The organism is Variovorax paradoxus B4 (assembly GCF_000463015.1).
Lineage (GTDB): Bacteria > Pseudomonadota > Gammaproteobacteria > Burkholderiales > Burkholderiaceae_C > Variovorax > Variovorax paradoxus_E.
Map to the genome: position 1 here is coordinate 3,907,042 of NC_022247.1, position 25,019 is coordinate 3,932,060.

Below are 25,019 nucleotides of genomic sequence, written 5' to 3' on the forward strand. Positions count from 1 at the left end.
CAGAGACATGACCAGACCCAACATCATCTTCATCGTGGCCGACGACCTCGGCTATGCCGACCTCGGTTGCTACGGCGGCCGCGACGCCGCCTTCGGCCCCGTGTCGCCCGTGCTCGACGGCCTGGCGGCCAACGGCCTGAAGCTCACGCAGGGCTATTCGAACTCGCCCGTGTGCTCGCCCACGCGCTTCGCGATGATCACCGCACGCTACCAGTACCGCCTGCGCGGCGCGGCCGAGGAGCCCATCAACAGCAAGAGCCGCGGCAGCACCACGCTCGGCCTGCCGACCGAGCACCCCACGCTGCCCTCGCTGCTGAAGGCCGACGGCTACCAGACCGCGCTCATCGGCAAGTGGCACCTGGGCTACCCGCCCACCTTCGGGCCGCTGCGCTCGGGCTACGACGAATTCTTCGGGCCCATGTCGGGCGGCGTCGACTACTTCACGCACTGCGACTCCACCGGCCGCCATGACCTGTGGTTCGGCGAGGAAGACAAGCAGGAAGAGGGCTACCTCACCGACATCCTCTCGAAGCGCGCCGTCGACTATGTGGAGCGCATGGCAAGGCAGGACGCGCCCTTCTTCCTGAGCCTGCACTACACCGCCCCGCACTGGCCCTGGGAAACGCGCGACGACGCCGAGAAGGCGCCACTGGTGAAAGACAACCTGTTCGACCTGGCCGGCGGCAACATCCACGTGTACCGCCGCATGATCCATCACATGGACGAAGGCATCGGCTGGATCATGGCCGCGCTCGAGAAGCACGGCATGGCCGACAACACGCTGGTGGTGTTCACCAGCGACAACGGCGGCGAGCGCTTCTCCGACAACTGGCCGCTGGTCGGCGGCAAGATGGACCTGACCGAAGGCGGCATCCGCGTGCCATGGATCGCGCACTGGCCCGCGGTGATTGCCAAGGGCGGCGAGAGCAGCCAGCTGTGCATGACCATGGACTGGTCCGCCACCATGCTCGACGCGGCCGGCGTGAAGGCCGATGCGGACTACCCGCTGGACGGCATGTCGCTGATGCCCGTGCTGAAGGACGCCAGGCACAGCTTCCGCCGTCCGCTGCACTGGCGCATGAACCACCGCGGCCAGCAGGCCATGCGCGACGGCGACTGGAAGTACCTGAAGGTGGACGGCAACGAGTACCTGTTCAACATTCCGGCGGACGAGCGCGAGCGGGCGAACCTGGGGAAGAAGGAGCCGCAGCGGCTGGCGGCCATGCGGGAAGACTGGCTGGCCTGGAATGCGACGATGCCTGCGATTCCGGAGGATGCAACGGTGAGCCTGGGCTACTCGGTCAAGGACATGCCGCAGCGCTGAACCCGGGCGAGGGGACGAGCGGCCCGCCTCGCCCCCGCGCCAATCCTTTATCTATTCACGCCAAACTCGAACCTGCGCGCGGAAGCTGCCAGCTCAGACGCGCTGGCCTTCGCCGGGGGCTCTGCCGGGGGCTCTGCCGCGGGAGGCAGTATCGGCCGCACTGCCCGCCTCCAGCGAACACCATGCCGCTGCAGGTTTGCCCGCCTCGAGCGAGCACCATGCCGCTGCAGGTTTGTCCGCTTCGAGCGAGCACCATGCCGCTGCAGGTTTGTCCGCCTCGAGCGAGCACCATGCGGCCGCGGGTTTGCCTGCCTCGAGCGAGCACCATGCGGCCGCATCCTTGCTCGGCTCGCGTTGGTGCGCGGGCGTCGGCTCGCCGAATTCCTCGGCGGACAAGCGCTCCATCTCCAGGAAGGCTGCTTGCAGCGCCTTGGCGTCTTCCTCGCCGCGCAGGCCGAGGTACGGAAAGTGGTGCAGGAAGTAGCCGAAAGTGGTTTCGCAATCAGCTGCGTACTTTCTCGTGTCGAGGATGTGCATGTGCCAGAAGCGGTCGACGTCCTGCTCGGGAGCGAGCGTCAGGTCGGGGTGCTTGGCGTGCAGTATCAAGTAGCGCTTGTAGGCCACCTCCATCTGATCCGCGTAGCCGGCCGACCAGCCATAGCCATCCTCTTTGCGACAGGCCTTGAACTTGATCGGCGTGAGGTCGAGCCCCTCGATTGCGGCGATCGTCTGCGCCGGTGTCTTGCGCTGGGTGGAATGAATCATGAATGCTCCTGTGAAGTTGCGGGAAGGTCCGAGCGAACGTGCCCGGTGACGATGCTTCAAAGGTTCGGCCGTCAAGCCGCCACCGATGGAGCAAGCTGGTTGCGCAGGTGATGCGCCATGAAATTGCGCGCCTCGTCGGCAGGCACGGGCTTGCACAGCCAATAGCCCTGGGCCTCGTCGCAACCGCGGCTGCGCAGGTACTCGAGCTGGGCCGTGGTCTCAATGCCCTCGGCCACCACCTTCATCCGCAATCCGTGGGCCAGGGTGATGATGCCGTCGATGAGCGCTCGTGCGTCGGCGTCTTGCGAAAGGTCGTTGATGAAGGAGCGGTCGATCTTGACCGTCGACAGCGGAAAGTGCTTCAAGTAAGAGAGCGAGGAATAGCCCGTTCCGAAATCGTCGATGGCGAGTCCGACGCCCATGCCTCGAATCGTCCGGAGCAATTCCGCCGCGTGCTCGGGGTTCGCCATCACCGCGCCTTCGGTGATTTCCAACTCCAGCAGCGACGGCTCCAGGCCTGAGTCTTCCAGGACGGCCCGTATGTCATCGATGAGCGTGCGGCTTTCGAATTGGCGCGGCGATAGATTGACGCTCACCAACACCTCCGGCAAACCGTGTTTCTGCCACGAACGCGCATCGGCGCAAGCCCTCTCCAGCGCCCACTTGCCCATGGACACGATCAAGCCGAGCTCTTCGGCGATCGGAATGAACTGCACCGGCGGAATCATGCCCAGAACCGGATGGTGCCAGCGCATCAGCGCCTCGACACCGACGATGCGCTGGGTCTGCAGATTCATCTTCGGCTGGTAGTGCATTTCCAGCTCGCCACGTTCTAGGGCATGGCGCAGCGCGCTTTCCAGCATCAGCTGTTCGGTACTCTGCTCATTCATCTTCGCCGCGTAGAAGCGGTAGGTGTTGCGGCCTCTTTCCTTGGCCCGGTACATCGCCGTATCAGCGTTCTTCAAGAGCGCTTCGGCGTCGCCGCCGTTGTCCGGGTAGACGCTCACGCCGACGCTGGCGCTGACGTGCAGTTCGCGCCCCGCGACGAAGAAAGGCTCGGCGCAACAGGCCAGCACTTTTGCGGCGAGCCCCGCGGCATCGTTCGCGCTGGACAGGTTCTCCAGGAGCAGCACGAACTCATCGCCACCGAAACGCGCCACGACATCGGCCTCGCGCAGCAGCGCCGTGAGGCGCTCGCCGCAGATCTTGATCATCTCGTCGCCCACACCGTGGCCCAGCGTGTCGTTGATGTGCTTGAAGCGATCCAGGTCGACGAACAACACCGCGAACTGCTTCTGATGGCGGTTGCTGCGCTTGATGGCGCGAGCAAGCTCGTGCTGCAGCGCGGCGCGGTTGAACAACCCGGTCAGTTCGTCATGACTGGCCATGAAACGAAGACTTCTCTCCGCCAGCTTGCGTTGCTTGTACTGGGCGATCTGCAAGGCGATCACACGCAGCGACTCCCGCGTCTCGGCGTCGACAGCGTACGGATTGGAGCCAAAGAGCTCCAGCGCCGTGGTCGAACCGGTAACGACCATCGGCACGATGACGCCAACGGCCAGCCCGGCCTGGCGGGCCATCGCATCGCGCGCGAAATGGCTCGGAGCCGCCAGCACGTCGATTTGCACGATGCCGCCGGTTTTCCAGGCGCGGCCCAGCGAGCCTTCGTCAGCCCGGTACTCGAACGACCGGCTGTCGCCGACGAATTGCCGCACCGCCGGGGGAATGTCGTCGGCATGCCAGGCGGCGGTGCAGCGAACCACGCCGTCCTCGCCGACGCTCCACAACGCGCCGCATTCCCAGCGCAGGTCGGTGCATACGGCTTCCAGCGCTTGCGTGATCACCGTCTCGGCCCTGCCATCGCCGGCAAGCAGCCGAGCGATCCTGTACTCGAGCCCCTGGCGCAACGCATCCTTGCGCGGCCGCGTGGCGTCGCGCACGGTGCCGCGCACCATCGTCTTTCCGCCTTCTTCGGCCGACTGTGCGATGACGTGGAGCCAGCGTTCGGTGCCATCGGGCAGGCACAGGCGATGCTCGAATTCGCTGCGCTCCATGGACCGGGAGGCCAGTGCGATCTGCTGTTCGACCGCGAGGCGTTCTGCGGCCGGAACACGCAGGAGCAGCGCGGGCAGGTCCGGCCGCAAGGGGCCAGTCTCGAAGCCCAGGATGCGCCGGGCTTCTTCGGAGCATTGCAGGGCTCCGGTTTCGGGATCGAGGATCCAGCTGCCCAGGCTTGCCAGGTGCTGGGCCTCCTCCAACTGCCGTTCGCTGGTGCGCAGGTGGCGGGTCATCTCGTTCGCCAGGATCTGAGCCCGGCTGCGTGCGGTGGTCAACGAAAAGACGATGCCGGCAAGCAGCATGCTGGTGGCCAGCCCCCCGAGGACAATGAACCACGGGATGGCCTTGTCGAGCGGGCCGAAGACCTGGTTTTCGTCTTGACCGACTTCCACAAGCCAGGAGTGACCGCCCAACTCGAAGCCGAGCATGCGCTCGAGGCTGCGCGCCGGTGCAGCAGCGGGCTTGGCCAAGGCCGCGCTGTCGAACAGCAATTGCCGCTCGCCGAACGAGGTCGTCGTTACAAACCTGGTCTCGACGCGTGTCCCGATCGCCCCCCGACTCGGCCCGGCATCGATCAAGCGCAACCGGAACGTCCTCGTGGCATCGGTACCCACCACATCGCTCAACATCCCTGCGACGCTGAAGCCCGAGCCGACCGAACCGATATAGGCGCTACGCCGCTGCTCGAGCGTATCGAGCGGTTGTCCCGGGCGATAGACCGGCAGCCGCATCGCCAATCCAATGTCGGACTCGCGACCCGCGATGCGGACCTTGCGGCCTGACGTGACGAGCCCGCCGGTGTCGCGCCCCTGCTCGAGCGCGTCTCCTCTGTCGGGCATCGCGCCCAGGTCATTGCCGAGCAGCCTCTCGTTGCCGGCCTGCGGTTCGATGTACACCAGCGGGTAGTAAGTGTCCCGCTCACCGGGCGGCTTGATGGCGAAGCGGGAGGCAACGCCAGCGTCGAGGCTGGCATCACCGCGGACCTGTTCCTCGAAGACCTGCTTGTCGTTGACCGCGATGCGGGGCGCATAGTTGACGGCCTGGAAACCGGGGTAGGCGCTCGCCAGGTTCAGCCCCGCGACGTAGTCCCTGAAATCGCTTCGCGTCACGGTCTCGGAGGTGTTGAATAGCGCACGCAGTCCGATCAGGACGGCAATGTAGTCGTCGAAGCGGGCTTCGACCTTGCGTGCCAGATCGAAGGCAGTTGCGTCGAAGCGCGCTTGGGCACTACGCCCGATCTCCTGGCGCGCGGAGACGCTGAGGGCGATCGATAGCGCCGTGCCGACCACGAAAATTACCAGTGGCAAGCGAATCCTGACCCAGACGGACGATGACATCGGATTTGATCCTGTCGTCGGCACAGGCCGGTTGGCTCCGTGTGCAGCAGCGCGGCACGGCAGAGAACGCAACAGGTTGTATCGTTGGCGCAATATATATGGCCGGTGCAAGAACGTCACGCGATTTGTCTCGGCGAGAGTGAGGGCATTGGGGAGCGATGCTGCACGGCGCGGTTCCGGGCGGTGTTGAGATGGATCAAGCACGAGCAGTCATGAAACATATGCTTACGACGCGCCCGTAACCTCATCGGTGTTGCTGGAAGTCTGCACCCGGGCCCCTGGGAACAGGCCCGATTCCGAAGACATCAACATGTAACACCAAGGTTGCAGGACAATCCCGGGCAGCGAAAAACTACAGCCCGAGATCGCCATGACCCTGGACGAACTGTTTGCCGACAGCCATTTGCTTCCCACGGTGCCCAAGGTGGTGTTCGATCTCATCGAGCTCCTTCGCAACGAAGACGCCGCCATTTCCGTGGTGGCACGCAAGATCGAGCTCGACCAGGTGCTGACGGCCCGGGTGCTGCGCATGGCCAACTCGCCGTATTTCGGGCTGCGCCGCAAGATCCTGTCGATCCAGGACGCGATCCAGTTGCTGGGTTTCTCCTCGATCCGCTCCCTGGTGGTGAGCTCCGGCCTGACCGGCACGTTCCGCAAGGTCGACGGCGTGCACCTGCCGGCCTTCTGGTCGCACAGCCTGCGCGTGGCCGCGGTGGCCCGCTACCTGGCGGGCAAGACCCGTCGCGTGGACCAGAGCCTCGCATTCACCGTCGGCAGCATGCACGCCATCGGCCACCTGATCATGGCCGGCGCGATGAAGCAGCAGATGGCGCTGCTCAACGCCGCGCACCCCTTCGACCGCATGGGGCGGCTCGAGGTGGAACGGCAGAAGTTCGGCTTCCACTACGGCGAGGTCGGCGCCCGGCTGGCCGCCCGCTGGGAATTCGCGCCCGAGTTCGTCAGCGCCCTCTCCTGCTTCGCCAACCCGATGGAGACCGAGCACGTCGACCCGCTGGCCAACGTGCTGCACCTGGCGGTCTGGCGCGTCGCCCTCGAGCACGAAGGGCTGCGCATCGGTGACGCACAGCACGTCTGGCCGGCCATGCCGGCGGACGCGATCGGCATTTCCGAGGATGTGGTGCAGGAGATGCCAACGCCGCGCGAGCTGGCATCCGACCTGGAATCGATGATCGCCTGATCATCGGACGGGCGCCTGCCGCCCGTTGACTTGCCGTCTCGGCCAGCGCCCGGCACGGGGCACAGTCAGGCGTTGGTCAGACGCTGTTGGGCTCGATTCGCGCGGGTCTTGCAACACCCGCTCCGACCGCTGCACTCGCTCATTTGCAGCTAAGTCTTCTGCCTTTCGACTGACACAGGGCAAACCTAGATTCGTTCGCGGTCCCCAGTGCCGACGCAACCCTGCGCCGCGCTGCGTCATGCCCCTCCCCACGTCGAAAGAAGAAATTGAAAGCCATTCCAAACATCAGATCCGGCTTGCTGTACCCCACCCTGACCGTGCTCGCAGCCTCGCTGCTGGCCGCGTGCGGAGGCGGCAGCGACGGCGCAGGTCATATCGCATTCCTGCCGCCCGCGAACCAGCCCGGCGCGAGCCAACCCGCCGGCGCCGGCAACACCACCTTCAGCGGTGTGCTCACCGCCAGCGCCTTCAAGCCCGGCAGCAGCACCGACCCGGTGATCGGCGCCGGCTACTACGCCGGCGCCACCGTCTGCGTGGACAGCAACGGCAACGGCCGCTGCGACACCGGCGAGCCTGCCGCGGTCACGGATGCCAACGGCAAGTTCAGCCTGTCGCTGTCCGGCGCGTCGGCACTCATTGCCGACATCGGCACCAACGCCAGGAACACCGCGACCAACACCAACGTGGCCACGCGCGAAGTGCTGCGCGCCATGCTCGACCAGGTGCAGGAACAGGGCGCGGCCGTGGTGGTCAGCCCGCTGTCGTCCGAAGTGGCGCGACTGGTCGAGGCCAACAGCACGAGCTATGCCGTCGAGAAGCAGAACCTGTCCACGCGCCTGGGCATGCCTGTCGGCTCCCTGCTCGGCGACGTCAACGCCGCCAGCGGCGCCGTGCAGACCGCCTTGCTCAACGAAGCCAATGCACTGAACAACCGCTTCGCCTACGCCACCACCAAGCTCGACCGCGGCGACAAGTTCCCCGACGCGCTGGCCAACCCCGGCGGCGATCCGCGCCTCGCCAGCATGGCCGGCGTGACCACGGCCACGGCGAGCGTCGTGGACAACCGCAAGCCCATCACCTTCCTGCAGTCGCAGCAGGCGGCTTTCAACGTCGAAGGCATTCCGCGCTACGACAACATCTTCATCGTGATGCTCGAGAACAAGGCCACGATGTCGATCCTGAACTCGGCCTACGCACCCAAGATCAACGGCTACCTGAAGGCCGGCAATCAGCTGGTGAGCTACTACGCCACCGGCAACCCGAGCGAGCCCAACTACACGGCCCTCGGCGGCGCGGACGACTGGGGCATCACCGACGACAGCCAGTGGAACTGCGACGCCACCGGCGCCAATGCCGTGCAGGATCTGCCCGTGCCCGACAACACGCAGCCCGGCCTGGCCAAGTCGCCGCTCGCAGCCACCTGCACGCAGGCAGCCGCGGTGAACCACAACATCGTCGGCAAGCCCAATCTCTTCAACGCGATCACCAGCGCCGGCCTGACCTGGCGCACGTACAGCGAGTCGATGAACCCGGGCCAGGACTTCCGCACCGACAGCGTGGCCGATGCGGCCGTCACCGCGAAGGACAACGTCTATGCGCCGGGCACGCTGGGCGGCAACACCACGGCCATTGGCGACGCCACGCTCACGCTGCCGCTGCCCGCGGGCCTGTACAAGACCAAGCACCACCCCGGCATGGCCTACCAGAACGTGCGCAGCGCGCCCGAATGGAAGTACAGCAACCGCACCATGGGCGGCGGCCAGTGGGACGCGATGCTGAAGAACAGCACTGACTACGCCATTCCCGCGAACTACGACTACGACCAGCTCGGCACCGACCTGGCGAGCGGCAACGTCGGCAACCTGAACTTCGTGGTGCCCGACCAGTGCGACGACATGCACGGCATCAGCGTGAAGGGCGCGGGCGGCATCGGCACCGCGAGCGACTGCGCCAGCGTGGCCAACAACGTGTCGGCCACCGCCGTCTCGCCGATCATCACGCGCGGCGACAACTACGTCGACTACACGGTGAAGCGCATCCAGGCTTCGTCGCTGTGGCAGAACCCGCAAAAGCGCGTGGCCATCGTGCTGATGTTCGACGAAGGCAGTGCCACCAGCGGCTTCAACTCCTGCTGCGGCTGGAACGTGTCGAACAGCACGGTCGCCAATCCGATCAAGCAGAACGCGGACGGCACCTGGTCGGTGGACGCGAGCATCAACAACTACACCAAGGGCAACCGCGGCCACGGCGAGAGCATCTTCGGCATCCTGACCAACCAGGCCAACGCACCCAAGGGCGTATCAGACAGCGATGCCTACAGCCACTTCTCGTTCGTGCGCACGCTGCAGGACATGTTCCAGCTGGCCGACCCTGCAGTCGACGGCACGTACATGAACCGCTCGAAGTACACCGAGGCCTTCATCGCCCAGAACATCATGAACCTGCCGGAATACGCAGGCAGCGCGGACACGCACTTCGACAGCGTGCGGCCGATCAACCATGCCTTCGTGCTCCCGGCGGGCTACACGCAGAAGCAGTCGGGTGACGTGTCGACCACGGCGCAGGTCGGGCCGGATGCCAACCAGCTCAATGTCTGGTCGCTGAAGCAATGAGGGTTCACCGTTCGAACCCGAGAGGGCCGGCGGTGGCGCGCGCGGGCCGGCTCGCGCTGGCGGCGCTCGGTGCGGCGGGCATCGCAGGCGCGATGCTCGTCGCGTGTGGCGGCAGCAACGGCAGCGGCTCGGCCGCCACGGCTGCAGGTGCCGCACCTGCGGCGGCGCCCGCACCGTCCGGCACGCTGAGCCTCGCGGCGCAGGTGGGCCAGAAGATGTTCTTCGACAAGAACCTCTCGGGCTCCGGCGCCATGTCCTGCGCGAGCTGCCACGACCCGGCGCATGCGCACGCGCCGGCCAACGATCTTTCGGTGCAGCTCGGCGGCGCCCGCATGGACCAGGCCGGCCTGCGCGCAGTGCCCTCGCTGCGCTACAAGGACGTGACCCCGGCCTACGCCGACCTGCTGGACAACCCCGACGGCATCAGCGTGCCGGGCCCCGGCGGCGGCCTCACCTGGGACGGCCGCGCCGACACGCTGGCCGCGCAGGCCCGCATTCCGCTGCTCGACCCGGTCGAGATGGCCAACGCCAGCAGCGCCGACGTGGTGAAGAAGCTCCAGGCCGCGGACTACGCGCCGCTCATCGCCAAGGCCTTCGGTGCGAAGGCCTTCGACGACAGCGACGCCGCCTTCGCCAATGCACTGCTGGCCCTGCAGGCCTACCAGCTCGAGGACAAGAGCTTTCATCCGTACAGCAGCAAGTTCGACCTGTACGCGGGCAACAAGATCGGCGGCGCGCTCACGCCGGCGGAAACGCGCGGCCTGAAGGTGTTCACCAATCCGGACACGGGCAACTGCGCGTCGTGCCACTACCAGGGCGCGGGCCTCAACGGCAGCTCCGCGCTGTTCACCGATTTCTCCTACGAGGCGATCGGCGTGCCGCGCAACGCCGGCATTCCCGCCGACAACGACCTGCGGTATTTCGACATGGGCGTGTGCGGCCCGATGCGCACCGACCATGCGCCGGCCGCGCCCAATGCCGCGAACGGCTTCTGCGGCATGTTCAAGGCGCCGACCCTGCGCAACGTGGCGACGCGCACGGCTTTCTTCCACAACGGCGTGATGCATTCGCTGGAACAGGTCATCCGCTTCTACAACACGCGCGACACGCAGCCCGAGCTCTGGTATCCCACCGTGGGCGGCACGCCGAAGGCGAAGAACGACCCCGGTTTTCCCAGCTACGGCCTCGTCACCACGCAGTACACGGGCGGCAAGGTGCAGAAGTACGACGACCTCCCGACGGCCTACGCGCCGAACATCGACACGCAACTGCCGATGGACGGCCGCGCCGCGGGTTCAGCGCCCCCCATGTCCGAGCAGGACATGGCCGACCTGGTCTGCTTCCTGAACACCCTGAGCGACGCGGACACGAAACCCGCCACGCCGGCAAAGCCGGGTGCGTGCGTCAATTGATCCCTTCTCTTTCCCTTTTCATGAACCACAAAGAAATCTCCAAGGCACTGGGTGCGGTCGCGCTGGCTGTGCTCGCCGGTTGCGGCCCGCAACAGCCCGAGGCCAATCTGCAGAACCTGACGGCCGCAATGAATGCCTACCTGGCGAAGAAGGGCGACCTGTGCCTGGGCAAGACCCGATGGCCCATCGACGTGCCGCAACGCGAAGCCGGCACGCGCGCGCGCAACGCGGTGCAGATGCCGGTGCTGGAGCACCTGGGGCTCGTGAGCGCATCCGCCGCCAAGGTGCAGGACGCCAAGGAAGGCGAACAGCCCGCCGAGATCGCCGTCACGCGCTATGCGCTGACCGAGGAAGGAAGGAAATACTTCCACCCGCGCGAGACCCAGGGCGATTTCTGCGCCGCCCACCTGGCGCTCGACAAGATCGTGGGTTGGGAAGCGCGCAAGGACGAGAAGGACGCATCCGCCGTCGTCGTCACCTACACCTACAAGATCGACGCCGCGCCGTGGACCGGCGATGCCGACGTGCAGAAGGTCTTTCCGATGGTGGACCGCGTGGTGCGCGGGGCCGGCACGATGCAGCTGAAGCAGAACTTCAGGCGCGCGCAGACCGGCTGGGTTCCGGAGGGCGTCTGAGCCGATGGATGCCGTGCTGCGCTTTTCGCCAGCGCTGAGCGACTGGGTGCTGCATAACCTGCGCCAGGGGTGCACGGCCGCGCAGGTGGTGCAGGCCATGCGCGCCCAGGACATGCCCCCTGATGCGGCCAGGGCCATCGTCGATGCCTTCGTGTTCGCGCTGCGCACCGGAAGCCCCGTGCCGACCGATTCGGTCACGGTGGCGCCGGCGTACCGGTACGAAGCATCGCGGTTGCCGCCGGGCACGTCGATCCGCACGGCGGACCGCCTCGTGCGCGTGGCGGCGCGCGCGGCGCAGCCGGCCCTGGCGGTGCTGAACGATGTGTTCAGCGCACAGGAATGCGAAGCGCTGATCGCACTGGCCGGGCCGCGGCTCGCGCCCTCGACCACCGTCGATCCGCTGACCGGACGCGCCCGCGTGGGCGCACAGCGCAGCAGCCTGGGCATGTTCTTCCGGCTGCGCGAAAACGCCCTCATCGCGCGGCTCGACGAGCGCCTGTCCGAACTCATGAACCTGCCAGTGGAAAACGGCGAAGGCCTGCAGGTGCTGCACTACCCCGCTGGCGCGCAGAGCCTGCCGCACTTCGACTTCCTGGTGCCGTCGAACGCAGCCAACCAGGCCTCGCTGGAACGCAGCGGCCAGCGCGTGAGCACCCTCGTGGGCTACCTCAACGAAGTGGAAGAAGGCGGCGAAACGGTGTTTCCGGAAACGGGATGGTCGGTATCGCCGCAACGCGGCAGCGCGGTGTACTTCGAGTACTGCAACAGCCTCGGACAGGTCGACCACGCATCGCTGCATGCGGGCGGGCCCGTGCTGCGCGGAGAGAAATGGGTGGCGACCAAATGGATGCGGCAACGGCGCTTCGTGGCCGCCGCAGAAGCGCCGGGCCCCTGACGACAGGACAGCCTTCTGGATGCCTGGATGCCTATCGGTTTGACTTTTATTTAGATATATCTAAAATAATTCAGATACACATCGTAAAGGCTATCCAATCATGAGACATTTCCACTTCAGCCACCACCATCACCACTGCCACGCCCCCCGTGGCGAGCACGAAGACGGCCTGTCGGGCGGCCGCCACGGCGGCGAGGAGCGCATGCATGGAGGCCGCGGCGGACGCGGCGGCGGGCGCGTGTTCGGCCACGGCGGCCTGCGCTTCGTGCTGCTGCGGCTCATCGCCGGCAAGCCTGCCCATGGCTACGAGCTCATCAAGGCCATCGAAGACCGCCTCGGCGGCAGCTACGCGCCGAGCCCCGGCGTGGTCTACCCCACCCTCACGCTGCTCGAGGAGATGGGCTACCTGAGCGTGGAAACGGCCGACACGGGCGGGCGCAAACGCTACAGCATCACCACGAGCGGCCAGGAATTTCTGGCTGCCAACCGCGACACGGCCGACGCCATGATGGCCCGCATGAACGGCGGCGTCGACGGCGCCGGCCCGCGCGGCGGACGCCCGCCGCAGGTCACGCGCGCCATCGAGAACCTGAAGCTCGCGATGCGCATGCGCCTCTCGGGCCCCCCCCTCACCGAACAACAAGCCCACGATTTCGCCGCGGTGCTCGACAGTGCCGCACAACAGCTAGAGCGCATCTGAACTTCTTCTTTTGAAATGACCGACTTCACAACCACTTCTGCCTCCATCACACCCGACCGCACGCCGCGCCGCGTGCGCCACGAGCTTCGCTTTCGCCAGCTCACGGTGAAGACCGTGCAGCGCGTGACGCCGCACCTGATCCGCATCACGCTCACGGGCGACGACCTCGCGGGTTTCACCAGCCTGGGATTCGACGATCACGCGAAGATCTTTTTCCCCGATACGGCCACCGGCCAGCTCACGCTGCCGACCGTGGGGCCCGACGGTCCGGTGTGGCCCGCGAGCGGCCGGCCGACCATGCGCGACTACACGCCGCGCCGCTACGACGCCAGCGCCAACACGCTGGAACTCGACTTCGCGCTGCACGACGCTGGCCCCGCCACGCAATGGGCCGAGCAGGCCAAGCCCGGCGACACGCTCGGCGTGGGTGGCCCACGCGGCTCGTTCATCGTCCCGGCCGAGTTCGACTGGCACCTGCTGATCGGCGACGACACTGCCCTGCCCGCCATTGCGCGGCGCCTGGCCGAGCTGCCGGCCGGTGCGCGAGTGGTGGTGCTGGCCGAGGTGGACAGCGAAGCCGACCGGATTCCGTTCGAGACGCAGGCGGAGCTCACATTGAAGTGGGTGCACCGCAACGGCATCGAGCCGGGCCTGAGCCCGGTGCTGCTCGATGCGCTCGAGGCAATGAAGCTGCCGCCCGGAGACTTCCACGCGTGGGTGGGTTGCGAATCGGCGATTGCGAAGGCCCTGCGTGCGCACCTCGTGAGCGAGCGCGACGCAAACCCCAAGTGGACCCGCGCCTCGGGCTACTGGCGGCGCGGCGCGGCGGCCACGCACGATACGCACGACGAGTAAGCGCCTTTGGTATTGCTCAGAGCCAGCCGGCACGCCTGAACCGGTAGTAGAGATAGCTGCAGGTGGTTGCAATCAGCCCCAGCGCCACCGCATACCCATAGCGGAATTTCAGCTCCGGCATGTGCTCGAAGTTCATGCCCCAGATGCCCGCGAACGCGGTGCACACTGCAAAGATGCTGGCCCAGGCCGCCAGCCGCTTGGTGACTTCGCTCTCCTCGATGGTGACCATCGAGAGGTTCACCGAAATGGCCGTGCCGATGGTGTCGCGCATGGCATCGATCGAACCGTTGATGCGGCCCAGGTGGTCGGCCACGTCGCGAAAGTATTCCTGCGAGGTCACGCAGATCTGCGGCACCCGCCCGCCGTGCAGCTTGCCCGCCGCCTCGACCAGCGGCGCCACGGCGCGCTTGAGGATCAAGCTGCGCCGCTTCAGGTCGTACAGCTGCTTGATCTTGTCGCGCGCTGCGCCGCCCTGGGTGAAGATCTGCTGCTCGATGGATTCGAGTTCCACCTCGAGCGCATCGATGACGGGAAAGTAGCGGTCCACCACCGCATCCATCAGCGCATAGAGCACGAAGCCCGCGCCGTTGCGCAGCAGTTCGGGCTCGCGCTCGCAGCGCTCGCGCACGCCCAGGAAGCCCCGTTGGCTGCGGTTGCGCACCGAGAGCACATAGTTGCGGCCGACGAACACATCGACCTCGCCCACGTTCACGCAGTGCTCTCCCTCGGGGGAGGGCTCAACGAGGTGCATGACCACGAAGAGCGAATCGCCATACTCCTCGACCTTGGGCCGCTGGTGGCCATGCTGGGCGTCTTCCACCGCCAGCGGATGCAGGTTGAACTCATCCTGCATCTGGGCCAGCTCCTGCGGCGTGGCGTCGCTCAGCGCCACCCAGACAAAGCAGCCGGGGCGAGAGATGTACTCGCTGATGTCCTCGACCGGAATGTCGGCGAGCTTGGCGCCGTTTTCGTAGGCCACGCAGTTGATCAGCATCGGTGCTCGTCCAGGTTCGATCTTGCAGGAGGTGGGTCAGGCCACCGCATCCGGATCCGAAGCCGCGGCCAGCAGGCCGGTGTCGGCCAGCGCGGCCTCGATGGCCTGCGTCACGCCCCTGAGCAGGGCGAGGCCCTTTTCAGCGAATGCGCGGTGGCTTGCAACGTCTGCCCACAGGCTCGCGGCGGCTTCGGCGCATGTCAGCGATGTGAAGCGGATGCGCCCCTTCGCCAAGTCGTTGAAGCGCTTCTCCCGCAGGGGATCCGCCCGGTCCCAGGCGCCGCCGATGAGCACGCGCCGGCCGCGCTTGACGCGGGGTTCGCGCTCGGCGAAGAAAGGCAGCTTGGCGGACACCCAGCCCGGCAGCCCGGAGTTCAACGCGGTGTCGAAGGCAGTCGGGGCGGTGTGCGACTTCGCAAAGTCGCGCAAGGCGCCGAGCTTGTAGAGCACCGGGTCTTTCGGCCCGGCTGCTGCGCCGCTTTCCACGGGCTTGACGATGGGCGGGCCGTTGCCTGCTCGCCCATCGGGCCGTTTCGATTTGCGCAGGTCCGCAAGTTGGGCAGGCGACATGCAGAGGTACAGCGCGGCGAGCTCGGCGGGCAAGGTGGCGGTGTCGGGCAGCGCGTCCGCTTCAGGGCCTTTGAATTCATCCGGGTGGGCCATGGGCGCCTTGTTCTTCACGCGGGGTTCGCGCCGGGGGATTTTAGAGCGGCGGGTGAGCGCCGGCCGAGCCGGCCGCCGTCCCCGATAATCGTCCGAGTGAAAATGACGACTGCGCAAACCTCCCCCTCGACCAGCGACCTCTCCGGGCACACGCCCATGATGGCGCAGTACCTGGGCCTCAAGGCGAACCATCCGGACACCCTGCTGTTCTACCGGATGGGCGATTTCTACGAGCTGTTCTGGGCCGACGCCGAAAAGGCCGCCCGCCTGCTCGACATCACGCTCACCCAGCGCGGCCAGTCGGCCGGCCAGCCGGTGGTGATGTGCGGGGTGCCCTTCCATGCGGTCGATACCTACCTCGCGCGGCTCATCAAGCTGGGCGAATCGGTGGCCATCTGCGAGCAGGTGGGTGAAGTCGGTGCCAGCAAGGGGCCGGTCGAACGCAAGGTGGTGCGGGTGGTCACGCCCGGCACGCTGACCGATTCGGAACTGCTCAACGACAAGAGCGAATCGCTGCTGCTCGCGGTGCATGCGGGCACGCGCAATTTCTGCGGCCTGGCGTGGCTCAGCGTGACCGGCGCGGAACTGCGGTTGGCCGAATGCCCGGCCGACGCACTCGAAGCCTGGATCGCACGCATCGCGCCGAGCGAACTGCTCTACAGCGCCGAGGTAACGCCGGCCTTCGAGCAGCGCCTGAAGGCCGCGCGTTCGGCCACGCCTTTCACGCTCTCGATCCGGCCCGCGTGGCAGTTCGACGGCGGCCTGGGCGAGCGCAAGCTCAGCGAGCAGATGGGCAGCAACAGCCTTGCCGCCTGGAACGCCGAATCGCTCACCAACGCGCATGCCGCCGCCGCCGCGCTGCTGGGCTATGCCGAGCACACGCAGGGCCGCGCACTCTCGCACGTGCAGCGCCTTTCGGTGGAGCGCGACGGCGACCTGATCGAACTGCCGCCCACCACGCGGCGCAATCTCGAACTCGTGCAGACATTGCGCGGCGAAGACTCGCCCACGATGTTCTCGCTGCTCGACACCTGCATGACGGGCATGGGCAGCCGCCTCGTGAAGCGCTGGCTGCTCTCGCCGCGGCGCGACCGCAGCGAGGCGCAGGCCCGGCTCGAAGCCATTGCCGCGCTCCAGTCCACGGTGCTGGGCGGCACGGCTGCGCCCTGGCGCACCCTGCGCGAGCAGCTCAAGAACACCAGCGACGTGGAACGCATTGCGGCGCGCATCGCGCTCAGGCAGGTGCGCCCGCGCGAACTGCTGGCGCTGCGCCTCGCGCTCGCGAAGGCCGAGCAGCTGGCGCCGGCGCTTCCGGCGTCCGGCGAGCTGCTGGGCCGCATCATCGAGCGGCTCGCGCCGCCGCCGGGCTGCGCCGACCTGCTGGCGAGCGCGATCAAGCCCGACCCGTCGGCACTGGTGCGCGACGGCGGCGTGATCGCCATCGGCCACGACGCCGAGCTCGACGAGCTGCGCGCCATCAGCGAGAACTGCGACGACTTCCTGCTGAAGCTCGAAGTCAGCGAGCGCGAGCGCACCGGCATTTCCAACCTGCGCGTGCAGTTCAACCGCGTGCACGGCTTCTACATCGAGGTGACGCAAAGCGCGCTCTCGAAGGTGCCCGACAACTACCGCCGCCGCCAGACGCTGAAGAATGCCGAGCGCTTCATCACGCCCGAACTCAAGGCCTTCGAGGACAAGGCACTGAGCGCGCAGGACCGCGCGCTGGCTCGCGAGAAGTGGCTCTACGAGCAATTGCTCGATGCGCTGCAGCCCTCGGTGCCCGCGCTCACGCAGCTGGCCGGCGCCATTGCCACGCTCGACGCGCTGTGCGCGCTGGCCGAGCGCTCGCATACGCTGCACTGGCGCGCGCCGAGCTTCGTGTCGCACCCCTGCATCGAGATCCAGCAGGGCCGCCATCCGGTGGTGGAGGCGCGGCTGGCCGAAAAATCGTCGGGTGGCTTCATCGCCAACGACACGCAGCTCGGGCCCCAGCAGCGCATGCAGGTGATCACCGGCCCCAACATGGGCGGTAAATCGACCTACATGCGGCAGGTGGCGATCATCGTGCTGCTGGCCTCCATCGGCTCGCACGTGCCCGCGGCCGCCTGCCGGCTCGGGCCCATCGACGCGATCCACACCCGCATCGGCGCCGCGGACGACCTGGCCAACGCGCAGTCGACCTTCATGCTCGAGATGACCGAGGCCGCGCAGATCCTGCACAGCGCCACCGCCCAGTCGCTGGTGCTGATGGACGAAATCGGCCGCGGCACCAGCACCTTCGACGGCCTGGCGCTGGCCGCGGGCATCGCGGCCCAGTTGCACGACCGCAGCAAGGCCTTCACGCTGTTTGCCACCCACTACTTCGAGCTGACCGAATTCCCGGCCACGCACCACGGCGCCGTGAACATGCACGTGAGCGCCACCGAAGCGGGCCGCGACATCGTGTTCCTGCACGAAATGCAGCCCGGCCCGGCCAGCAAGAGCTACGGCATCCAGGTGGCGCGGCTCGCGGGCATGCCCGCGGCGGTGGTCAACCATGCGCGGCAGGCGCTCGAGGCGCTGGAGTCGCAGCACGCCCAGACACGCGCGCAGGTCGACCTGTTCGCCCCGCCCCCGGCGGCCGAAACGCCCATGGCCAGCGCCGTAGAATCCGCTCTGGCCGCGCTCGACCCCGATGCGATGACGCCACGGGAGGCGCTCGACGCGCTCTATGCCTTACAAAAACTGAACACGCGTGAACGCAGTGCCGCCTGAGCGGGCCTGATTCATGCGAGACGAACTCATGACTTATTGCGTAGGCATCAAACTCAACGCCGGCCTGGTGTTTCTTTCCGACTCGCGCACCAATGCGGGCGTGGACCACATCAGCACCTTCCGCAAGATGATCGTCTACGAGCAGCCGGGCGACCGCGTCATGGTGCTGCTGTCCTCGGGCAACCTGAGCATTTCGCAGTCGGTGCGCGAGATCCTGCAGATCGAGGAACTGCGCGAGACCCGCGAAGACGGCTCCCAGGGCGACCCCATCACCATCTGGAACGCCAAGAGCATGTTCGATGCTGCGCGCGTGCTCGGCTCGGCCGTGCGCCACGTGTACGACCGCGACGCCGAGGCGCTCAAGCATGCGGGGCTGGACTTCAACGTCTCCTTCATCTTCGGCGGGCAGGTCAAGGGCGAAGGCATGCGCCTGTTCCTGGTCTATGCGGCCGGCAACTTCATCGAGGCCACCACCGAGACGCCCTACTTCCAGGTGGGTGAATCGAAATACGGCAAGCCGGTGCTCGACCGCGTGCTCACGCCCGAGACCCCGCTCGACGAAGCCGCCAAGTGCGCGCTGGTGTCGATGGACTCGACCATGAAGTCGAACCTCTCGGTGGGCCTGCCGCTCGACCTGGTGGTGTACGAAGCCAACAAGCTCGAGACCGACCGCGTGATCTGCATCGACGCCGACAACCCCTACTACCGCATGATGCACAACAGCTGGGGCCAGAAGCTGCGCGAGGTGTTCGACAGCATCGAGGACCCGGTGTGGGACGACTCCGCCACCGAGCATCCGCTGAAGATGCCGGCCACGCGGCACAGCCCGCTGCGCAAGATCTCGACGCCGGACGAAAAGCTGATCTGAAGCCCACCGCGGCCATGCCGATGCCTCCCGTCGTGTTCTCGCACGGCAACAGCTTCCCTGCGAGCACCTACCGCGTCGTCCTCGACAGCTTGCGCAACCGCGGCTTCGAGGTCGCCGCCATCGAGAAATTCGGGCACGACCCGAAGTACCCCGTCACCGACAACTGGCCGCACCTGGTGCAGCAGTTGGCCGACTTCGCGCAGCAGCATGCCGACCGGGCCGGCAGGCCGGTGTTTCTGGTCGGCCATTCGCTTGGCGGAATCCTGAGCCTGATGTGCGCGGCGCTGCATCCGGCGCTCGCTTGCGGCGTGGTGCTGCTCGACTCGCCGATCCTCAGCGGCTGGCGCGCGAACACGCTCAACGTCGTCAAGCGCACGCCGCTCATGAAGAGCATTTCGCCCGGCGCCATCAGCCGGAAACGCCGCAACAGCTGGGAGCACCGCGAGGCGGTGTTCGAGCATTTCCGCAGCAAGAAGGCCTTTGCCAAGTGGGACGAGCAGGTGCTGCACGACTACATCGACCACGGCACCAGCGACCGCGACGACACGCGCGAGCTGAGCTTCGACCGCGACGTGGAAACGGCCATCTACAACACCCTGCCCCACAACCTCGGTGCCCTGCTGCGACGCCATCCGCTCAAGTGCAAGGTCGCATTCATCGGCGGGCGCCAGTCGGTGGAGATGAGGCAGGTGGGCATGGCGATGACCGAGCAGGTCACCAAGGGGCGCATCGCCATGCTCGACGGCACGCACCTGTTTCCGATGGAAAAGCCGCTGGCAACGGCCGCGGCCGTCGAGGCCGCGCTGCGCAACCTGCTCTGAGCGGCCGCTGCGCCGTCACCCCTGAGTGACGTGCACCCCGGGCCGCTTGCCCGAATTCCATTGGCCCCCAAGCGCCCGCTCGATCTGCGCCGCCAGTTGCAGCAGCAGCCCGTCGTTCGCCTGGGCAGCCTGTGCCTGGATGCCCAGCGGCAGGCCGTTTCCCTGCGCAGCCATCGGCAGCGAGATGCCCGGCATGCCGCACAGGTTGGCCAGCGGCGTGTAGGCGAAGTTCTTCCAGAGGTTGGCGAACCAGTCCTGGACCGAAGGATTCGTGCTGGTCGTGAGGTACTCGCTGGTGCCCACCCTGGGCGTGGGCAGCGCGGTGACCGGCGTCAGGATGATGTCCCACTGCTCGAAGAAATTGCCGAAGGCGCGCGAGGTGGTGTTGAACACCGCCTGCATCTTCGAGCGCTCGGTGTACGAGGTGTGCAGCCCGGCTTCCCAGATCTTGATGTTGATCGGCTCCAGCAGCTCGGCCGGCGGGCGCTCCAGCCCCAGGCGGTGCAGGTGGCCGTCGATGACCTGCGCGAAGTTGCTGATGTAGCAGGTGGTCTGCGCGTCGAAGGCCGTCTGGAAGTCCACCTCCGGCAGGGCCCACTCGACGTGATGGCCCAGCCCTTCGAGAAACTTGCCCGCCTTCTCAAGCTCGGCCACGAAATGCGGCGTCGCGCGGAAGTCGCCCCACTCGTGCGACAGCGCGATGCGCAGGCGGCCCGGGTCGCGCCGGATGAGTTCGCTGTAGGGCTCGGCCGGCGACCAGAAGGGCATGAACTCGCCGGGCGCACCGCCGCGGCAGCGATCGACGAAGGCGGCCGTGTCGCGCACGGTACGACTGTGGCAGCCCTGGATCGAGACGAGGCCGGACAGGTCCGACAGGCCCGGCGCCAGCGAGAACACGCCGCGCGACACCTTCAGGCCGATGTTGCCGTTCACGCCCGCCGGAATGCGGATGGAGCCGCCGCCGTCGGTGGCGTGCGACAGCGGCAGCACGCCGGCCGCGACCGCCGCCGCCGTGCCGGCCGAGGAGCCACAGGTCGTGTACTCGAGGTCCCACGGGTTGCGCGTGGTGTAGAGCGCGTTCTCCGCCGAACTGCACACGCCGAACTCCGGCGTGGTGCTGCGGCCCACGATGTTCAGGCCCGCCTGCCGCAGCTTGCCGGTCAGGAAGCTGTCGGCCGCCGGACGATGGCCCTGCATCATCATCGAGCCGAACTCCTGCAGCCGGCCCTTCAGCGTCGGCCCGAGATCCTTCATCAGGTAGGGCAGGCCCGCGAACACGCCCTCGGGATTCATGCCGTCCTTCAGCGGATCGGCCACCACGTCGTCGAAAACCTCGACCACCGCGTCCAGCCGTGGGTTGACCTTCGCGATGCCGGCCGCGGCCTGCGCGGCCAGCTCCGCCGCCGTCACGTCGCCCTTGCGCACGCGTTCGGCCAAACCGATGCCGTCGTGTGCGGCCCATTCGTCCCAGCTCATTGCCAGCGTCATCTCATGTTCTCCATTTCGCTTCAAAAGTATTCGAGTCACGGCCAGCCGAAGCCCAGCCGCAGCAACATCAAGGTACCCGTGCCGACCAGGATCGTCCCGGCGACATCGTTTCGCCGGACAAGGTAGTAGGCCAATGCGGCGCCCACTGCAAAGAGCCGCGCATCATGCCAGTCGGCCAGCAGGCGCCCGTTGCTCAGGAAGACATCGGGCACCACCATCGCCAGCAGCGCTGCCACAGGTGCATGGCGCAGTCCGCGCCACAGCCAGCCCGGCAGTTTCGGTTCGCTGTCGGGCAGCAGGAAGAAGCTGCGCGTGAGCACCGTCACCACCACCAGCGCGCCTACCGCCAGCCACACGTACGCCTCATGCCCCAGGTGCATCAACGCGCGCTCCACCGCCGGTCGGCCCAGGTGCCGGCCACGAAGGCCGTGGCAATGGCCGCGACCACGTTGAGCCCCATCGGCAGCGACGCCGTTGCCAGCGCCACGCCGCCCGCGGCCAGCGCCGAGCAGCGCACGGCGCGGTCGGTGAGCATGGGCAGCGCGAGCGCCAGCAAGGCGAGCGCGCCGATGAAGCGCAGGCCCCAGGCCGCGGGAATGGCATCGGCCAGGAAGATGCCCGCCAGCGACGCAACGTGCCACGCCGCCCAGTTGGTCAGTGCCAGGCCGAGAAAATAGCCCTGCTGCTGCGCCGTGGCGCGCCCCGTGGCCGACGGCTGCGGATGCCGATGCACGAACTGCGCATACACCGGGTCGCCCGCCAGGTACGACAGCAGCACGCGCGACAGCCGGCGGTGCCCGCCGAAGTAGCGCCGCCAGTTCGCGCTGAACACCACGAATCGCAGGTTCAGCACGCACGCGGTCGCCACGATCACCCACAGCGGCGCGCCGGCCGCAATCAGCGGCAGGCAGGCCAGCTGCGAGGCGCTGGCGAACACCAGCAGCGACATGGCCAGGATCACGCCCAGCCCGACCCCGCTCTTGGCCATTGCCACGCCGGCCACGAGCCCCATGGCCATGGTGCCGAGCGCGGCGCCGGCGATGTCGCGCCGCCCCTGCGCGAACGCGGCTCGCCACGCCGGATCGTCGATCGATGCGCGCCAGGTACTGCGCACGCTCACTGCCGGCTCGCCAGTTCCGCGCGCGGCGCGGCCGCCAGCAGCCGCCGCGTGTAGTCGTTGGCCGGGGCGCTGAACACCTGCCCCGTGGGCCCCTGCTCGACGATGCGGCCCTGGCTCATCACGATGACGCGGTCGCACAGCTGTGCGGCCACGCGCAGGTCGTGCGTGATGAACAGGATGCCCAACCCCAGGTCGCGCTGGATCTCGCGCAGCAGGTCGAGGATCTGCGCCTGCACCGAGACGTCGAGCGCCGACACGGCCTCGTCGGCCACCAGCACCTGCGGTTGGCACGCGATGGCGCGCGCAATCGCGAGGCGCTGCCGCTGGCCGCCGGAGAACTGGTGCGGATAGCGCTCCAGTGCGGTGCGCGGCAGCTGGATGCGGTCCATCAGCTCCTCGGCAGTCTGGCGTGCATGCAGCTTGCTCAGGCCGAAGTTCATCGCGCCCTCGACCATCGACGAGCCCACGGTGCGCCGCGGGTTGAGCGAGCGGTTCGGGTCCTGGAACACCACCTGCACGCGCGAGCGCAGCGGCCGCAGGCGGCCTTCGGGCAGGTCGCGCACTTCGGCATCGCCCCACAGGATGCTGCCCGCGCTGGGCGCAATCAGCCGGATCATGCAGCGCGCGAAGGTCGACTTGCCCGAGCCCGACTCGCCCACCACGCCGACCGTCTCGCCGCGGTGCACCGACACGCTCGCGTCCTGCAGCGCGGTGTTGTGCTTTGCACGCCCCATCCAGTCGCGCCGCGTGTAGACCTTGCCGACACCCGTGCCGCTGAGCAGCGGCTTGCCGCCCGGCAGCGAACGCGCGGGCGGCGGCGTCATGCCCGGGACGGCGTCGAGCAGCATGCGCGTGTAGGCCTCACGCGGGCTGCGCAGCACCTGTTCGCAGGGGCCTTGCTCGATCAGCGCGCCGCGGTGCATCACCATCACGTCGTCGGCGATCTCGGCGACCACGCCCATGTCGTGCGTGATGAAGAGCACCGCGCTGCCCTGCTCTGCCTGCAGCTCGGCGATGAGCTTCAGTATCTCGGCCTGCGTGGTCACGTCCAGCGCGGTGGTCGGCTCGTCGCAGATCAGCAGGCGCGGTTTCAGGATGATGGCCATCGCGATCACGATGCGCTGGCGCTGCCCGCCCGAGAGCTGGTGCGGGTAGCTCGCATGGATGCGCGCCGGCTCGGGCAGCCGCACGCGCTCGAAGATCGAGATGATATGCGCCTTGCGCTCGGCCGCGCTCCAGGTGGTGTGCGTACGCAGCAGCTCGTCGACCTGCTCGCCGCAGGTGAGCACCGGGTTCAGCGCGGTCATCGGCTCCTGGAACACCATGCCCATGCCGGTGCCGCGCAACTGGCGCAGCCGCTTGTCGGAGACGAAGCGGCCCTGCTCGACCAGCGTTTCGCCGGACAGGATCACCTGGCCTGCCTTGAGCGTCAGCCCCTTGGCCAGCAGCCCCATCACGGTCGTGGCCAGCACGGACTTGCCGGAGCCGGATTCGCCCACGATGCACAGCGTGCGTCCGGCCTCGATGCGCAGGTCCAGCCCTTCGATGGCATGCGGGCGGTCGGCGTCGGAAGGCAGCGCGACCTGCAGGCCGCGCACCTCGAGGATCGCGGCGCTTCGATTGGAATCGGTCATGGAATTCGGCGCCTCAGACGCGTTTGGAAAACTTGGGGTCGAGCACGTCGCGCAGCCCGTCGCCGAGCATGTTGATCGCGAGCACCGTGGGCACCAGGAAGAGCGCCGGGAACAGCACGTTGCCGGGGCTTTGCGAGAACTGCACGCGCCCCTCGGCCATGATGTTTCCCCAGGTCGGCACGTCCGACGGCAGGCCCAGGCCGAGGAAGCTCAGGATGGCCTCGGTCAGCACGGCCGAGGCCGCGATGAAGGTGCCCTGCACGATCAGCGGTGCGAGCGCGTTGGGCAGGATGTCGCGCCAAAGGATGGTGGCGTCGGCGGTGGCAAGCGCGCGGGCCGCTTCCACGAAGGGCTCGTCGCGCAGGCTCATCACCAATGCCCGCACCAGCCGCGTGACGCGCGGCACCTCGGGCACCGCGATGGCCAGGATCACCGTGGGCAGGCTCGCGCCGAGCACCGCCACCAGCGTGATCGCGAGCAGCACGGCGGGAATGGCCATCACGCCGTCCATCACGCGCATCAGCACGGCGTCGACCGCGCGGAAATAGCCCGCCAGCATGCCCAGCAGGCAGCCGAAGGCGATGGCGACGAACGCAGTGAACAGGCCCACCGTCATCGAGATGCGGGTGCCGTAGAGCACGCGGCTCCACACGTCGCGCCCGACGCTGTCGCTGCCCATCCAGAAGGTGTGGGCGAACTGTGCGCCGTCGGGCATGGTCACCTGGCCCACAGTACCCGCGCCAACCGAGATGAAGCTTGGGTCCATCGCGGACGGATCGAAGGTGCCGAGCCAGGGCGCGAGGACGCCCATCAGCGCCAGCGCGGCCAGCACGACGACGCCGCCGCGCACGGCGCTGTGGCGCCAGAGTCTTTCGAGGGTGCTCAT

At 67.5% G+C, this 25,019-nt stretch carries 20 protein-coding genes; 11 read left to right on the forward strand and 9 right to left on the reverse strand.

All coding sequences use genetic code 11. The features are described 5' to 3' along the window. Positions 1–7 precede the first annotated feature (7 nt). Positions 8–1,324 (forward strand): sulfatase family protein, encoded by a 1,317-nt coding sequence (locus VAPA_RS18230; RefSeq protein WP_021008237.1) that lies wholly within the window; start codon positions 8–10, stop codon positions 1,322–1,324. A gap of 93 nt (positions 1,325–1,417) precedes the next feature. On the opposite strand, the gene VAPA_RS18235 is transcribed toward VAPA_RS18230, so the two are convergent. Both VAPA_RS18235 and VAPA_RS18240 read right to left on the reverse strand, forming a co-directional pair. Further along, positions 1,418–2,089: a glycine-rich domain-containing protein gene (locus VAPA_RS18235; RefSeq protein WP_021008238.1), complete on the reverse strand. Its 672-nt coding sequence runs from the start codon at positions 2,087–2,089 to the stop codon at positions 1,418–1,420. 71 nt (positions 2,090–2,160) lie between these two features. Continuing rightward, on the reverse strand, positions 2,161–5,484 hold the full coding sequence (locus VAPA_RS18240; protein ID WP_021008239.1) for a bifunctional diguanylate cyclase/phosphodiesterase: 3,324 nt from the start codon (positions 5,482–5,484) through the stop codon (positions 2,161–2,163). 370 nt (positions 5,485–5,854) lie between these two features. Here VAPA_RS18240 and VAPA_RS18245 point away from each other — a divergent pair, with 370 nt between their 5' ends. The 7 genes from VAPA_RS18245 (at position 5,855) to VAPA_RS18275 (ending at position 13,791) form a co-directional block, all read left to right on the forward strand. After that, positions 5,855–6,682: an HDOD domain-containing protein gene (locus tag VAPA_RS18245; protein WP_021008240.1), complete on the forward strand. Its 828-nt coding sequence runs from the start codon at positions 5,855–5,857 to the stop codon at positions 6,680–6,682. 296 nt (positions 6,683–6,978) lie between these two features. Beyond that, positions 6,979–9,294 (forward strand): alkaline phosphatase family protein, encoded by a 2,316-nt coding sequence (locus VAPA_RS18250; protein ID WP_041946155.1) that lies wholly within the window; start codon positions 6,979–6,981, stop codon positions 9,292–9,294. After that, a complete protein-coding gene (locus VAPA_RS18255) occupies positions 9,291–10,706 on the forward strand; it encodes a cytochrome-c peroxidase (RefSeq protein ID WP_021008242.1) in 1,416 nt (471 codons plus the stop codon). Before VAPA_RS18250 ends, VAPA_RS18255 begins: the two co-directional genes overlap by 4 nt. Positions 10,707–10,726: 20 nt before the next feature. Further along, entirely contained in the window at positions 10,727–11,341 is a 615-nt protein-coding gene (locus VAPA_RS18260; protein WP_021008243.1) for a hypothetical protein, read from the forward strand. A gap of 4 nt (positions 11,342–11,345) precedes the next feature. Beyond that, positions 11,346–12,236 carry a 2OG-Fe(II) oxygenase gene (locus VAPA_RS18265; RefSeq protein ID WP_021008244.1) on the forward strand — a complete coding sequence of 297 codons (891 nt, stop codon included), beginning with the start codon at positions 11,346–11,348 and terminating at the stop codon, positions 12,234–12,236. A 100-nt stretch (positions 12,237–12,336) separates the two neighbouring features. After that, entirely contained in the window at positions 12,337–12,936 is a 600-nt protein-coding gene (locus VAPA_RS18270) for a PadR family transcriptional regulator (RefSeq protein ID WP_021008245.1), read from the forward strand. Between the two features lie 15 nt (positions 12,937–12,951). After that, complete coding sequence (locus VAPA_RS18275; RefSeq protein ID WP_021008246.1) at positions 12,952–13,791, forward strand: siderophore-interacting protein; 840 nt, start codon at positions 12,952–12,954, stop codon at positions 13,789–13,791. A gap of 16 nt (positions 13,792–13,807) precedes the next feature. On the opposite strand, the gene VAPA_RS18280 is transcribed toward VAPA_RS18275, so the two are convergent. After that, entirely contained in the window at positions 13,808–14,785 is a 978-nt protein-coding gene (locus VAPA_RS18280) for a magnesium and cobalt transport protein CorA (protein WP_021008247.1), read from the reverse strand. A gap of 36 nt (positions 14,786–14,821) precedes the next feature. Continuing rightward, positions 14,822–15,448: a hypothetical protein gene (locus VAPA_RS18285; protein ID WP_021008248.1), complete on the reverse strand. Its 627-nt coding sequence runs from the start codon at positions 15,446–15,448 to the stop codon at positions 14,822–14,824. Positions 15,449–15,550: 102 nt separating this feature from the next. On the opposite strand from VAPA_RS18285, the gene mutS reads away from it, so the two are divergent. From mutS to VAPA_RS18300, 3 genes are read left to right on the forward strand one after another with little or no spacing between them, the layout of a single operon-like run. Beyond that, positions 15,551–18,202 carry a DNA mismatch repair protein MutS gene (gene mutS, locus VAPA_RS18290; RefSeq protein WP_196232515.1) on the forward strand — a complete coding sequence of 884 codons (2,652 nt, stop codon included), beginning with the start codon at positions 15,551–15,553 and terminating at the stop codon, positions 18,200–18,202. 28 nt (positions 18,203–18,230) lie between these two features. Next, the gene (locus tag VAPA_RS18295; protein ID WP_012748685.1) at positions 18,231–19,070 is read left to right on the forward strand and encodes a proteasome-type protease; all 840 of its coding nucleotides are present in this window, start codon (positions 18,231–18,233) and stop codon (positions 19,068–19,070) included. Positions 19,071–19,084: 14 nt separating this feature from the next. Continuing rightward, positions 19,085–19,891: an alpha/beta hydrolase gene (locus tag VAPA_RS18300; protein ID WP_021008250.1), complete on the forward strand. Its 807-nt coding sequence runs from the start codon at positions 19,085–19,087 to the stop codon at positions 19,889–19,891. A gap of 15 nt (positions 19,892–19,906) precedes the next feature. Here VAPA_RS18300 and VAPA_RS18305 read toward each other — a convergent pair whose 3' ends face one another. Genes VAPA_RS18305 through VAPA_RS18325 form a run of 5 tightly spaced genes read right to left on the reverse strand, consistent with a single transcriptional unit; the run spans position 19,907 to position 25,019 of the window. Beyond that, positions 19,907–21,379 (reverse strand): amidase, encoded by a 1,473-nt coding sequence (locus VAPA_RS18305; RefSeq protein WP_021008251.1) that lies wholly within the window; start codon positions 21,377–21,379, stop codon positions 19,907–19,909. Positions 21,380–21,414: 35 nt separating this feature from the next. Further along, positions 21,415–21,759 (reverse strand): AzlD domain-containing protein, encoded by a 345-nt coding sequence (locus VAPA_RS18310; protein ID WP_021008252.1) that lies wholly within the window; start codon positions 21,757–21,759, stop codon positions 21,415–21,417. Continuing rightward, positions 21,759–22,499 (reverse strand): AzlC family ABC transporter permease, encoded by a 741-nt coding sequence (locus tag VAPA_RS18315; protein WP_021008253.1) that lies wholly within the window; start codon positions 22,497–22,499, stop codon positions 21,759–21,761. Before VAPA_RS18315 ends, VAPA_RS18310 begins: the two co-directional genes overlap by 1 nt. Continuing rightward, a complete protein-coding gene (locus VAPA_RS18320) occupies positions 22,496–24,133 on the reverse strand; it encodes a dipeptide ABC transporter ATP-binding protein (RefSeq protein ID WP_021008254.1) in 1,638 nt (545 codons plus the stop codon). Before VAPA_RS18320 ends, VAPA_RS18315 begins: the two co-directional genes overlap by 4 nt. A 13-nt stretch (positions 24,134–24,146) precedes the next feature. Continuing rightward, on the reverse strand, positions 24,147–25,019 hold the full coding sequence (locus VAPA_RS18325; protein ID WP_021008255.1) for an ABC transporter permease: 873 nt from the start codon (positions 25,017–25,019) through the stop codon (positions 24,147–24,149).

Coding starts and splice junctions, on each gene's coding strand:
- VAPA_RS18230 (WP_021008237.1), top strand. CDS start 8: ATGACCAGACCCAACATCATCTTCATCGTGGCCGACGACCTCGGCTAT.
- VAPA_RS18235 (WP_021008238.1), bottom strand. CDS start 2,089: ATGATTCATTCCACCCAGCGCAAGACACCGGCGCAGACGATCGCCGCA.
- VAPA_RS18240 (WP_021008239.1), bottom strand. CDS start 5,484: ATGTCATCGTCCGTCTGGGTCAGGATTCGCTTGCCACTGGTAATTTTC.
- VAPA_RS18245 (WP_021008240.1), top strand. CDS start 5,855: ATGACCCTGGACGAACTGTTTGCCGACAGCCATTTGCTTCCCACGGTG.
- VAPA_RS18255 (WP_021008242.1), top strand. CDS start 9,291: ATGAGGGTTCACCGTTCGAACCCGAGAGGGCCGGCGGTGGCGCGCGCG.
- VAPA_RS18260 (WP_021008243.1), top strand. CDS start 10,727: ATGAACCACAAAGAAATCTCCAAGGCACTGGGTGCGGTCGCGCTGGCT.
- VAPA_RS18265 (WP_021008244.1), top strand. CDS start 11,346: ATGGATGCCGTGCTGCGCTTTTCGCCAGCGCTGAGCGACTGGGTGCTG.
- VAPA_RS18270 (WP_021008245.1), top strand. CDS start 12,337: ATGAGACATTTCCACTTCAGCCACCACCATCACCACTGCCACGCCCCC.
- VAPA_RS18275 (WP_021008246.1), top strand. CDS start 12,952: ATGACCGACTTCACAACCACTTCTGCCTCCATCACACCCGACCGCACG.
- VAPA_RS18280 (WP_021008247.1), bottom strand. CDS start 14,785: ATGCTGATCAACTGCGTGGCCTACGAAAACGGCGCCAAGCTCGCCGAC.
- VAPA_RS18285 (WP_021008248.1), bottom strand. CDS start 15,448: ATGGCCCACCCGGATGAATTCAAAGGCCCTGAAGCGGACGCGCTGCCC.
- mutS (WP_196232515.1), top strand. CDS start 15,551: ATGACGACTGCGCAAACCTCCCCCTCGACCAGCGACCTCTCCGGGCAC.
- VAPA_RS18295 (WP_012748685.1), top strand. CDS start 18,231: ATGACTTATTGCGTAGGCATCAAACTCAACGCCGGCCTGGTGTTTCTT.
- VAPA_RS18300 (WP_021008250.1), top strand. CDS start 19,085: ATGCCGATGCCTCCCGTCGTGTTCTCGCACGGCAACAGCTTCCCTGCG.
- VAPA_RS18305 (WP_021008251.1), bottom strand. CDS start 21,379: ATGACGCTGGCAATGAGCTGGGACGAATGGGCCGCACACGACGGCATC.
- VAPA_RS18310 (WP_021008252.1), bottom strand. CDS start 21,759: ATGCACCTGGGGCATGAGGCGTACGTGTGGCTGGCGGTAGGCGCGCTG.
- VAPA_RS18320 (WP_021008254.1), bottom strand. CDS start 24,133: ATGACCGATTCCAATCGAAGCGCCGCGATCCTCGAGGTGCGCGGCCTG.
- VAPA_RS18325 (WP_021008255.1), bottom strand. CDS start 25,019: ATGAGCACCCTCGAAAGACTCTGGCGCCACAGCGCCGTGCGCGGCGGC.